Source organism: Pantoea sp. SOD02 (assembly GCF_024707505.1).
In the GTDB taxonomy this organism is placed as follows: Bacteria; Pseudomonadota; Gammaproteobacteria; order Enterobacterales; family Enterobacteriaceae; genus Pantoea; species Pantoea symbiotica.
The window spans coordinates 2,206,210-2,217,422 of record NZ_CP102604.1 but is presented as its reverse complement, the minus strand read 5'-3'; the positions used below and the strand labels follow the sequence as shown (position 1 = coordinate 2,217,422).

The following is an 11,213-nucleotide window of genomic DNA, read 5'->3' as shown; positions in this document are numbered from 1 at the left end:
CCATTTAAAAGCGTACCGAAAATAGTCATGATTAAATACCCGTTACGTGTGAACTTGTGTACTAGTTAACTGGTTCGGGCGAAAAATGTCAATACCCTTTTTCAGCCAGGGACAAAATCGTTATCATGCCTGCCGGTTTATGCAGTTGCTGGAGTTATCTTGTCGGACATCGCTCGTTTTCCCCTTTATGATTTACACAGCCATACGCTGGCTTCTGACGGCTTATTAACGCCGACCGCGCTGGTGCAGCGTGCGGTTGAGATGAAAGTCGGCGTGCTGGCGATCACCGATCACGACACGGTGGCGGGCGTGGCAGAAGCGCAGGCGGCAGTGGTGCAACAGGATCTGCCGATCCGCGTGCTAGCCGGTTTAGAAGCGTCAACCTTATGGGAAAACCACGAAATCCACATTGTGGGGCTGAATGTCGATTGCCAGCATCCCGCGCTGACTGAATTCCTCGCGCAACAGCATCAGACACGTGTGGGTCGTGCACAGCAAATTGCCGAACGCCTTGAGCGCGCGCGTATTCCTGATGCGCTGGCCGGAGCCCAACGTCTGGCGCAAGGTGGGCTGATTACACGTGGCCATTTTGCGCGTTATCTGGTGGAGATTGGCAAAGCCGATAATATGGCGCAGGTGTTCAAGAATTATCTGGCGCGCGGGAAAACCGGCTACGTGCCTCCGCAATGGTGTACAATTAAACAAGCCATTGATGCTATTCATCATTCTGGCGGCTATGCCGTTTTGGCGCATCCCGGTCGTTATGGTTTGTCGGCTAAATGGTTAAAGCGGCTGATTGCGCATTTTGCCGACGTGGGCGGCGATGCCATGGAAGTCGCGCAGTGTCAGCAAGCGCCAAACGAGCGCACGCAGCTGGCAACCTATGCGCGTGACCATCAGTTAGCCGGGTCGCAGGGATCAGATTTTCACCAACCTTGTCCGTGGATAGAACTGGGACGCAAGTTATGGTTACCGGGCGGCGTGGAGCCGGTTTGGGAACGCTTCCCCGAGTTGGCGCCCAGCATTGCTGTTGCAGACAGGTGATATGAGGTTTTTATGAGTCAATATTTTCACATTCATCCCGACAATCCGCAGCCGCGCCTGGTGAATCAGGCCGTTGATTATCTGAACAAAGGCAGCGTGATTGTTTATCCAACCGATTCTGGCTATGCGCTGGGTTGTCGTCTGGAAGAGAAAAATGCCATGGAGCGCATTTGTCGCATTCGCCAATTGGATGGCAATCATAACTTCACGCTGATGTGTCGCGATTTGTCGGAGCTATCGACTTACGCGCAGGTGGATAACTCCGCGTTTCGCATCCTGAAAAATAATACGCCGGGCAATTACACCTTCATTTTGAAGGCGACGAAAGAAGTGCCGCGTCGTTTGATGAATGACAAACGTAAAACCATCGGTCTGCGCGTGCCGTCCAATCCGGTAGCGCTGGCAATATTGGAGCGCCTCAACGAACCAATGATGTCGACTTCGCTGATGTTGCCGGGCAACGATTTTACCGAATCCGATCCGGAAGAAATTCAGTACAGCATTGGCAAGCTGGTGGATCTGATCATCGATGGCGGCACGCTGGGACAGCAGCCGACCACGGTGATCGATCTCACCAGCGATGCGCCAGTAGTGGTACGCGAAGGCGTCGGTGACACGCGCCCGTTCGAGTAATTATGCATGGTCAGGCGTGGCGTTCTGCGTCTGACCAATATTGGATTCCAGCCAATTTTTGAAATCCCCGTACGGAATATACAGCGAGACATCTTTTAAAATGACTTTCTTGCTGCGCACGTTAGATATTTCGTGGCTGTAACCGACAATCACGCCGCCAATAGTTTGGTCAGCATTATATACCGCGCCACCTGACATTCCTTGCACAACACCAGCATTTGATGCCATCGCCATGCAGGGCTTTTTATTCCATTTATTGGTAATTGCGGTACGCGCTAAATTAACGCCGCTCGATTCCACCGGCATAGCGGAAATAAAGCTGTAACCGTACATTTTAATCGGTTCACCAATCGCACCGCTGCGGAATTTAGCCAGCGTTTCTGGGCTATTCTTATGATAAATAATCGCGACGTCGCAATAGGGATGATAAGCCTTCACGCGCTGCACGGCGGTTTTTGCCACGTGCGCCGCCGTCAGGCTGTATTCTGGCGTCAAAGGAATGGTTGTGCCGAGGATGCCTAAACCCAGTACAGTCGGGATGCCAGTCACGCTCATATCAACGTGTTGCATCGCAGTACGACTGTACTCAGTGTGGCCCACGGAACAACCGCTCAGTGCCAGCGCAGCAAGCGCAGGCCAAAGCAGAGAGGTTTTCATGGCAGTGATCTTCATTAAAGCATGCCCGTAAAATCCCTGGTGAAGACTTTCGACATGCAAATTAAATTCATTCCGTAAATGAATAAACGCGTCAAATCCCGCGCGCGCCGGTTTATAATATCAGTGAAATTACACAGTGTTCGTTAATGGTTTGTTAGTTGAACGAATATAAATAGTAAATAAAAGCTATGTTATTATGACGACTCACTGGATTTCAGGCTTAAATTTTACACAGTTTTTTCTTCAGAACAATTCATCAAATTTAATATTAATCAAAAAATACAAAAATACAGACTTAATCCAACCTGTAGTGCCAATAAACTATCAATTTATATTTATTGCCGGGAAAGGGCTTATTTAACGCCATTAAATAGTGTTTTATGCTGTTTTGTGATTTTTAACTAGATTTAAAGTTTGTGATTATCCTTAAGCGTGGCGCGCAACACTGCCCTCGCAGTCTTGCGAAGCGCTAATGTATCAGGGGGCTTAAGTTGGGGGCTGATTCAGGTGAGAGAGGTGAGGGGCAAATGACAATATTTCAGTGACTTGGTGTGAATGCTGATGACGAAAAGGAGATCGATGTATCAGTCAGCTGAATGTTTATTGCCGTGGTGCTAATTAAGCCGTTTTTAACGGACCCTCTGTTATCGGCAGCAAAGGAAAAGGTGTTAACAAAACTTGCGTTAGTGTAAAATCGCGGGCCGTCTGAGATTGCAACAGCGATGCAGAGCGGTAACAGATTCTGATATGGGAATTGGTAATCCCTGTATCGTACCTCTTCTTACCACGACGCCTGGGAAGGCGACAACGAGGCTCCATGAGCGAAAAATTACAGAAAGTATTAGCGCGCGCCGGTCACGGTTCGCGTCGCGAAATCGAAACCATGATTTCAGCCGGACGCGTCAGCGTTGACGGCAAACTGGCGACGCTTGGCGATCGTGTTGAAAGTGATAAATCCCTGAAAATTCGTATTGATGGCCATCTGGTGTCTATCGCTGAGTCGGCGACCGAAGTGTGCCGCGTACTGGCATATTACAAACCGGAAGGTGAACTCTGCACGCGTAACGATCCGGAAGGGCGTCCAACCGTGTTTGATCGTCTGCCGCGTCTGCGTGGTTCACGCTGGATTGCCGTTGGTCGTCTGGATGTGAATACCTGCGGTTTGATGCTGTTCACCACCGATGGCGAACTGGCTAACCGTCTGATGCACCCAAGCCGTGAAGTTGAGCGTGAATATGCGGTTCGCGTGTTTGGTGAAGTCGATGACGATAAAATCCGTCAGCTGAGCAAAGGCGTGCAGTTGGAAGATGGCCCGGCATCGTTCAAAACCATTAAGTTTGCTGGTGGCGAAGGCATTAACCAATGGTACAACGTGACCCTGACCGAAGGACGTAACCGCGAAGTGCGTCGTCTATGGGAAGCGGTCGGCGTGCAGGTTAGCCGACTGATGCGTGTGCGTTACGGTGATATCCAGTTGCCGAAAGGCCTGCCACGCGGTGGCTGGATCGAGATGGAATTACCGGCGGTCAACTATCTGCGTACGTTAGTCAGTATGCCGGAAGAGACGGTGACTAAAGTTGCCGTCGAAAAGGATCGTCGTCGCACCAAGGCTAACCAAATCCGTCGTGCGGTAAAACGTCACGGTGTGGTGAGCAACAATCCGCGTCGTAATAACACCAAACGCGGTTCCTGATGCGAAACCTGACGCCGTAATTTGCGGCGTCAGCGTTTTACCAGTCTATTCCTTGCTGTGCCTGAATTCCCGCATCGAACGCATGCTTCACCGGACGCATTTCCGTCACGGTATCCGCCAAATCCAGTAACGTACGATGGCAGCCGCGACCAGTAATAATCACGCTTTGCTGTGCAGGGCGCTGGTTCAGCACATCCACCAACTCATTTAAATCCAGATAATCCATGCTCACCATGTAAGTGATTTCATCCAGAATCACCAGATCGACGCTGTCATCGGCCAACATGCGACGCGCCTGCTGCCACACCAACTGACAGGCGGCGGTATCGGTCTCGCGGTTCTGCGTATCCCAGGTAAAACCGGTAGACATCACCTGAAATTCGACGCCGTGCTGCTCCAGCAAGTTGCGTTCACCGTTTGGCCATTCGCCTTTAATAAACTGAACCGCCGCCACTTTTTTACCATGCCCACAGGCGCGCAACGCGGTGCCGAAAGCGGCGGTGGTTTTGCCTTTGCCGTTACCGGTGAACACCATCAAAATGCCGCGCGTTTCGGTGGCGGCGGCGATACGGGCATCGACTTGCTCTTTCAGTCGCTGCTGACGTTGCTGATGGCGATCGCTCATGCGGTTGCTGGCCCCGCTTTACGTCCCGGCTGCGCATCGAAACTGGTGCCGGTTTTACGACGACTGTCATCGCCCATTAAATAGAGGTAGAGCGGCATCAAATCAGCCGGGGTTTTGAGTAAATTGGCATCCTCTTCCGGGAAGGCGCTGGCGCGCATTTTGGTGCGCGTGCCGCCAGGATTGATGCAGTTCACTCGCAGATGACGGTTTCTATACTCGTCTGCCAGTACCTGCATCATGCCTTCAGTGGCAAACTTCGAAACCGCATACGCGCCCCAGCCGGCACGTCCGGTGCGGCCCACGCTGGAGGTGGTAAATACCAGCGATCCGGCATCCGATTGCAGCAGCAGCGGCAGTAATGCCTGGGTTAAATAGAAGGTGGCATCAAGGTTAATTTGCATCACGTCACGCCAGATCTGCGGATCGAGTTCTTCCAGCGGCACAATCTCGCCCAGAATGCCGGCGTTGTGCAGCACGCCATCCAGACGCGGCACCAGAGCAGCGACCTGATCGGCCAGCTGCTGGCAGCTTTCTGGCGTGGCTTCAGCCAGATCCAGTAATAAAGAAGACGCAGGCTGCTTGTTTAACTGGTTGATGGCTTGCTCAGTTTTCTGCAGCGAGTCGGCGTTGCGTCCCAGCAGGATGACGCGCGCGCCGTAGCGCGCATAGGTCAACGCTGCTTCACGGCCAATGCCGTCGGAAGCGCCGGTGACGAGAATGATGCGATTTTCCAGCAGATCGCTTTTCGGTTGATAATGCACAGCGATGTCCTTTGCTCGGGTCAGGAGGTTTTTGGCTTTATGCCTGAATTTGCCGCGCGGTGCAATCGCTTAGCCTCGCATTCTGTGCCGCCTGCGGGCATTTCAGGCGACGACAGCGCGTAAAGCGGGTAAACTTGAAGCTGTTGTAATTTACTGTTTAATAAGGCGGCAGAATGGATTTTTTCTCCAGTTACGGATTATTTCTGGCTAAGGCCGTCACCGTGGTGGTGGCGATCGCAGCTATTGTTCTGATTGTGCTTAATGCCGCGCTGCGTAAACGTCACAGCAGCGGCCAGCTGCGTTTGACGCATCTTGATGATGATTATCGTGAGATGAAGGAAGATCTGCAGCTCGCCAAAATGAAGCCACAGGCGCAAAAAGTGTGGCTCAAGCAGCATAAGAAAGAAGAGAAACAAAAGGCGAAAGCCGATAAACGCAATGCCAAAGCGGGCGTGAGCGAGACGCTGAAGCCCACGCTGTATGTGCTGGAGTTCAAAGGCAGCATGGACGCGAGTGAAGTCACCTCATTGCGTGAAGAGATCTCCGCAGTGCTGGCAGTTGCGCTGCCGGGCGATGAAGTGCTGCTGCGTCTGGAAAGCCCAGGCGGCGTGGTACACGGCTACGGTTTGGCGGCTTCGCAGCTGCAACGTCTGCGTGATGCCGGCCTGCAATTGACAGCTGTAGTGGATAAAGTCGCTGCCAGCGGCGGGTACATGATGGCTTGCGTGGCGGATCGCATCGTCGCCGCTCCGTTTTCTATTATTGGTTCGATTGGCGTGGTCGCGCAGATCCCTAACTTCAACCGCCTGTTAAAGCGTAACGATATTGACGTCGAACTGCATACCGCCGGTCAATACAAACGTACCTTAACGCTGTTTGGTGAAAACACCGACGAAGGGCGCGAGAAATTCCAGGAAGATCTCAATGAAACGCATCAGCTGTTTAAGGATTTCGTACAGCAGATGCGTCCGTCGCTTGATCTGAATAAAGTGGCGACTGGCGAGCATTGGTATGGCCGCCAGGCGCTGGATTTAGGTCTGGTCGATGAAATCGGCACCAGCGATGCGTTGATTATTAAGCATATGGATCGCTTCACCGTGTTAGGCGTGCACTACGCACGTAAGCGTAAAATGATGGATCGCTTCACTAACAGCGCTAGTCTGGCGGCAGAGCGGTTGATTCTGAAAATATGGCAGCGCGGCGAGAAGCCGCTGTTGTAACCGAGCCCGGCAATTGCCGGGCTTTTTTATGCCAGATGATATTGAGAGGAGAGTTCGACTGCGAGGTGTTTAAACACATTAAATACCGTGGTGGTTTTGGCCGTAGGCAAGCCTTGATCATCAAGAAAATAGGGACCGCGAAACACCAAAACATCACCTTGCTGAATCACATCATTAGCTTCTAATCCGACAAAATAATTGTCGTGCTGCGTGATTATCTGATTGGCTATTTCCAGTAACGTGTGGCGTGAAATAGATTCCGTTGGCACTGACATTTTTCACCTCTTTTTTGACAGCCATTTTTCTCCTTCTATATTACTTGCGAGCTATCGCGTTCAGCAAATCAGCATTGCGTCATAAAACTGGCGCAAAATTAGGCAGAATGCTAATTAAGTTGCGTAACGGATTTTATCAGGTAGAGTGTGGGCGATTCAGCTTTCAGGGAGATCACACCCGGATGTGTGGTTCTGTCAGATGGAAAACTCGCTCCTAATCATAAAGTTGCAGAAGTCGACGCAATCTGACCTGAGATTATCCCTGCTGCCTTGAAATGCGAAATGCTGGCAGCAATATTGAACCCATTGGGTTTTGGGACCTCCAATTCTCTCCCGTTTATCAGGACGTTTCATTTAGGTAAAGGTACATATGGGTAAATCACTCGTAATCGTTGAGTCCCCGGCAAAGGCCAAAACAATCAATAAATACCTCGGTAATGACTACGTGGTGAAATCCAGTGTCGGTCATATCCGTGATTTGCCGACCAGCGGTTCAACTGCCCGTAAAAGTGCCGACGGGGAAAAAGCGAAACCTGGAAAAAAGGTAAAAAAGGATGAGAAAGCCGCACTCGTAAACCGCATGGGCGTTGATCCATGGCATGGTTGGGAAGCGGATTATCAAATTCTGCCGGGCAAAGAGAAAGTTGTCGCTGAGTTGAAAAACCTGGCTGCCGATGCAGACCACATCTATCTCGCAACCGACCTTGACCGCGAAGGGGAAGCCATTGCCTGGCACCTGCGGGAAGTGATCGGTGGGGACGATAAGCGCTTTAGCCGCGTGGTGTTTAACGAAATCACCAAGAATGCGATTCGTCAGGCGTTTGACAAGCCGGGCGAGCTCAATATTGAACGTGTTAACGCACAGCAAGCGCGCCGCTTTATGGATCGCGTGGTGGGTTACATGGTGTCGCCGCTGCTGTGGAAGAAAATTGCTCGTGGCCTGTCAGCCGGTCGCGTTCAGTCGGTTGCTGTGCGTTTGGTGGTTGAGCGCGAGCACGAAATCAAAGCCTTTGTGCCAGAAGAGTATTGGGAAATCGATGCTGATTTCGCTACGCCGAAAGGCGCCGATCTGGCTATGCAGGTTACGCATCAGAATGACAAAGCGTTCCGCCCGGTTAATCGTGAGCAAACTCACGCGGCGGTGGCGATTTTGCAGAAAGCGCGTTACGAAGTGCTGGATCGTGAAGACAAGCCGACCAGCAGCAAGCCTTCTGCACCTTTTATTACCTCAACGCTGCAACAGGCGGCGAGTACGCGTTTGGGCTTCGGCGTGAAGAAGACCATGATGATGGCGCAGCGCTTGTATGAAGCGGGCCACATCACCTATATGCGTACCGACTCCACCAACCTGAGCCAGGATGCCGTGGCGATGGCGCGTGGCTATGTTGAGAGCAGCTTCGGTAAAAAGTATCTGCCAGAAGCGCCGAATACCTATGCCAGCAAAGAGAATTCTCAGGAAGCGCACGAAGCGATTCGTCCTTCTGATGTGAATATCGTCGCTGAGCAGTTGAAAGATATGGAAGCTGACGCGCAGAAACTTTATCAGCTGATTTGGCGCCAGTTCGTTGCCTGCCAGATGGTACCGGCTCAGTACGACTCCACCACGTTGACCGTGGGCGCGGCTGAATTCAAATTGAAAGCCAAAGGTCGTACGCTGCGTTTCGATGGCTGGACGCGCGTGATGCCTGCGCTGCGTAAAAATGATGAAGATCTGACGCTGCCGCCAGTTGATGTTGGCGACATGCTGGATCTTAAAGAGCTGATGCCAAGCCAGCACTTCACTAAACCGCCAGCGCGCTTCAGCGAGGCGTCACTGGTCCGTGAGCTGGAAAAACGCGGCATTGGTCGTCCATCTACTTATGCCTCGATTATCTCCACCATTCAGGATCGTGGTTACGTGCGTGTTGAGAACCGTCGTTTCTACGCTGAAAAAATGGGTGAAATTGTTACCGATCGTCTGGAGTCTAACTTCCGCGAGCTGATGAACTATGACTTCACCGCGCGCATGGAAAATAGCCTCGATCAGGTGGCAAATAATGAAGCCGAATGGAAAGCGGTGCTCGACTCCTTCTTCAGTGATTTCAGCCAGCAGTTAGATGATGCTGAGAAAGATCCGGAAGAGGGCGGCATGCAGCCGAACCAGATGGTGTTGACGTCGATTGACTGTCCAACCTGTAGCCGTCCGATGGGAATTCGCACCGCCAGTACCGGCGTGTTCCTTGGTTGCTCGGGTTATGCGTTGCCGCCGAAAGAGCGCTGCAAGCAGACCATCAACCTGATTCCGGAAAATGAAGTGCTCAACGTGCTGGAAGGCGATGATGCTGAAACCAACGCGCTGCGCGCCCGTCGTCGTTGCCAGAAGTGTGGCACTGCGATGGACAGCTATCTGATCGATAACCAGCGCAAGCTGCACGTCTGCGGAAATAACCCAGAGTGCGACGGCTACGAGATCGAGCAGGGCGAATTCCGCATCAAGGGCTACGATGGTCCGATTGTTGAGTGCGAGAAATGTGGTTCTGAGATGCACCTGAAAATGGGGCGTTTCGGTAAGTACATGGCCTGTACCAACGACGAGTGCAAAAACACCCGTAAGATTCTGCGTAATGGTGATGTCGCGCCGCCGAAAGAAGATCCGGTGCCGCTGCCAGAACTGCAGTGTGAAAAATCGGATGCTTACTTTGTGTTGCGTGATGGTGCCGCAGGCGTGTTCCTTGCCGCGAATACCTTCCCGAAATCACGTGAAACGCGCGCGCCGCTGGTGGAAGAGCTGCAACGCTTTGCCGACCGTCTGCCAGAGAAGCTGAAATATCTGTCAGAAGCGCCAGCCGCCGATCCGGAAGGGAATAAGACGATGGTGCGTTTCAGTCGCAAGACGAAACAGCAATATGTCTCCTCCGAAAAGGATGGCAAAGCCACTGGCTGGTCAATGTTCTATATTGACGGCAAATGGCAGGAAGCGAAGAAGTAATTCCCCACAAGGCCAGCATCCGCTGGCCTTTCTCTTATCCTTATAGCTAATCGTTCTACATTCTTCCTTTAACTGATATAGTTGTTATAGAACTATTATCGTTTCGCTGACTCGTTTTCCCTCCCTCACCGCAATCAAGGTGGAAACACGCCTGTCGGGAATGCACCTCTGTCGCTACCAGGAAGATATAACTATGAAATTGCAGCAGTTGCGTTACATCGTCGAAGTGGTTAATCACAATCTTAATGTCTCATCGACCGCCGAAGGCTTATATACCTCGCAGCCTGGCATCAGTAAGCAAGTCCGTATGTTAGAAGATGAGCTGGGCGTGCAGATATTTGCGCGCAGTGGTAAGCATCTGACGCAAGTAACGCCTGCAGGCGAAGAGATTATTCGTATTGCGCGCGAAGTGCTCTCCAAAGTTGACGCGATTAAATCGGTTGCCGGTGAACATACCTGGCCGGATAAAGGTTCGTTATATGTAGCGACCACGCACACGCAAGCGCGTTATGCGCTTCCCGGCGTGATTAAAGGCTTTATCGAACGTTATCCACGCGTCTCATTACATATGCATCAGGGATCGCCCACACAAATAGCTGAGGCGGTTTCAAAGGGTAATGCCGACTTTGCCATTGCCACCGAAGCGCTGCATCTGTATGACGATTTGATCATGCTGCCGTGCTATCACTGGAATCGCGCCATCGTCGTGACGCCCGACCATCCGCTGGCAGGTAAATCGAATGTGACAATCGAAGAGCTGGCGGATTTCCCGTTAGTGACCTACACCTTCGGCTTTACCGGCCGTTCAGAGCTGGATACCGCGTTCAATCGCGCAGGATTAACACCACGCATCGTCTTTACTGCGACAGATGCTGACGTAATTAAGACCTATGTGCGTTTAGGCTTGGGCGTTGGCGTGATTGCCAGCATGGCGGTGGACCCGATTGCAGACCCCGATTTGGTGCGTATTGAAGCATCAGAAATCTTTACGAATAGTACGACCAAGATTGGCTTTAGACGTAGTACCTTCCTGCGCAGCTATATGTATGATTTTATTCAACGTTTCGCTCCGCACCTCACGCGTGATGTGGTGGATGCGGCGGTCGCACTGCGCTCCAATGAAGACATTGAAGCGATGTTTCGCGACATCAAATTACCCTTCAAGTAAATTCCTAACTCATTCTTTTGCCAAGGTGTCCAGTGGGCACCTTCGGAATCCCTTAGCGCTTAGCGCCACGAGTACTTCAAAAAAAATCATTATTTTTATGTAAATGAAACATGGGTCACATGTTTTTTCATTGTTATCTATTAAATGCGAATCAGTACACAATTTTTAC

10 protein-coding genes and 1 other annotated feature (1 of these 11 running past the window's edge) are annotated in these 11,213 nt (G+C 51.5%); of the genes, 6 read left to right on the top strand and 4 right to left on the bottom strand.

Features of this window, described 5'->3' with window-relative positions; genetic code table 11:
- Positions 1-5 (bottom strand) — a sequence feature (Trp leader region); it reaches 104 nt to the left of the window's first position.
- A 154-nt stretch (positions 6-159) separates the two neighbouring features.
- Together NR302_RS10315 and NR302_RS10310 are read left to right on the top strand one after the other, a co-directional pair.
- Positions 160-1,044: a PHP domain-containing protein gene (locus NR302_RS10315; RefSeq protein ID WP_258143409.1), complete on the top strand. Its 885-nt coding sequence runs from the start codon at positions 160-162 to the stop codon at positions 1,042-1,044.
- Between the two features lie 12 nt (positions 1,045-1,056).
- Positions 1,057-1,677 (top strand): L-threonylcarbamoyladenylate synthase, encoded by a 621-nt coding sequence (locus NR302_RS10310; RefSeq protein WP_008106539.1) that lies wholly within the window; start codon positions 1,057-1,059, stop codon positions 1,675-1,677.
- Here the strand turns inward: NR302_RS10310 and NR302_RS10305 are convergent, their stop codons facing one another.
- A complete protein-coding gene (locus tag NR302_RS10305; RefSeq protein ID WP_175501684.1) occupies positions 1,678-2,334 on the bottom strand; it encodes a serine protease in 657 nt (218 codons plus the stop codon).
- 817 nt (positions 2,335-3,151) lie between these two features.
- On the opposite strand from NR302_RS10305, the gene rluB reads away from it, so the two are divergent.
- Positions 3,152-4,027, top strand: a complete 876-nt coding sequence (gene rluB / locus NR302_RS10300) for a 23S rRNA pseudouridine(2605) synthase RluB (protein ID WP_008106535.1) — start codon at positions 3,152-3,154, stop codon at positions 4,025-4,027.
- 37 nt (positions 4,028-4,064) lie between these two features.
- Here rluB and cobO read toward each other — a convergent pair whose 3' ends face one another.
- Both cobO and NR302_RS10290 read right to left on the bottom strand, forming a co-directional pair.
- Positions 4,065-4,652 carry a cob(I)yrinic acid a,c-diamide adenosyltransferase gene (cobO, locus tag NR302_RS10295; RefSeq protein WP_154156305.1) on the bottom strand — a complete coding sequence of 196 codons (588 nt, stop codon included), beginning with the start codon at positions 4,650-4,652 and terminating at the stop codon, positions 4,065-4,067.
- Complete coding sequence (locus NR302_RS10290) at positions 4,649-5,413, bottom strand: YciK family oxidoreductase (protein ID WP_258143408.1); 765 nt, start codon at positions 5,411-5,413, stop codon at positions 4,649-4,651. Before NR302_RS10290 ends, cobO begins: the two co-directional genes overlap by 4 nt.
- Before the next feature lie 173 nt (positions 5,414-5,586).
- Between NR302_RS10290 and sohB the strand changes: the two genes are divergently transcribed.
- Complete coding sequence (gene sohB / locus NR302_RS10285) at positions 5,587-6,633, top strand: protease SohB (RefSeq protein WP_008106528.1); 1,047 nt, start codon at positions 5,587-5,589, stop codon at positions 6,631-6,633.
- Between the two features lie 26 nt (positions 6,634-6,659).
- On the opposite strand, the gene NR302_RS10280 is transcribed toward sohB, so the two are convergent.
- The gene (locus tag NR302_RS10280) at positions 6,660-6,908 is read right to left on the bottom strand and encodes a DUF2498 family protein (RefSeq protein ID WP_258143407.1); all 249 of its coding nucleotides are present in this window, start codon (positions 6,906-6,908) and stop codon (positions 6,660-6,662) included.
- Between the two features lie 370 nt (positions 6,909-7,278).
- Between NR302_RS10280 and topA the strand changes: the two genes are divergently transcribed.
- Both topA and cysB read left to right on the top strand, forming a co-directional pair.
- On the top strand, positions 7,279-9,876 hold the full coding sequence (gene topA, locus NR302_RS10275; protein WP_008106525.1) for a type I DNA topoisomerase: 2,598 nt from the start codon (positions 7,279-7,281) through the stop codon (positions 9,874-9,876).
- Between the two features lie 193 nt (positions 9,877-10,069).
- Positions 10,070-11,044, top strand: coding sequence for an HTH-type transcriptional regulator CysB (gene cysB, locus NR302_RS10270; protein WP_007892425.1), 975 nt, complete (start codon positions 10,070-10,072; stop codon positions 11,042-11,044).
- Positions 11,045-11,213: the final 169 nt, after the last annotated feature.

What these genes read in the sequence shown, in the direction of transcription:
- rluB (WP_008106535.1), top strand. Translation starts at nt 3,152, where the DNA reads ATGAGCGAAAAATTACAGAAAGTATTAGCGCGCGCCGGTCACGGTTCG.
- NR302_RS10310 (WP_008106539.1), top strand. Translation starts at nt 1,057, where the DNA reads ATGAGTCAATATTTTCACATTCATCCCGACAATCCGCAGCCGCGCCTG.
- cobO (WP_154156305.1), bottom strand. Translation starts at nt 4,652, where the DNA reads ATGAGCGATCGCCATCAGCAACGTCAGCAGCGACTGAAAGAGCAAGTC.
- NR302_RS10280 (WP_258143407.1), bottom strand. Translation starts at nt 6,908, where the DNA reads ATGTCAGTGCCAACGGAATCTATTTCACGCCACACGTTACTGGAAATA.
- cysB (WP_007892425.1), top strand. Translation starts at nt 10,070, where the DNA reads ATGAAATTGCAGCAGTTGCGTTACATCGTCGAAGTGGTTAATCACAAT.
- topA (WP_008106525.1), top strand. Translation starts at nt 7,279, where the DNA reads ATGGGTAAATCACTCGTAATCGTTGAGTCCCCGGCAAAGGCCAAAACA.
- sohB (WP_008106528.1), top strand. Translation starts at nt 5,587, where the DNA reads ATGGATTTTTTCTCCAGTTACGGATTATTTCTGGCTAAGGCCGTCACC.
- NR302_RS10305 (WP_175501684.1), bottom strand. Translation starts at nt 2,334, where the DNA reads ATGAAAACCTCTCTGCTTTGGCCTGCGCTTGCTGCGCTGGCACTGAGC.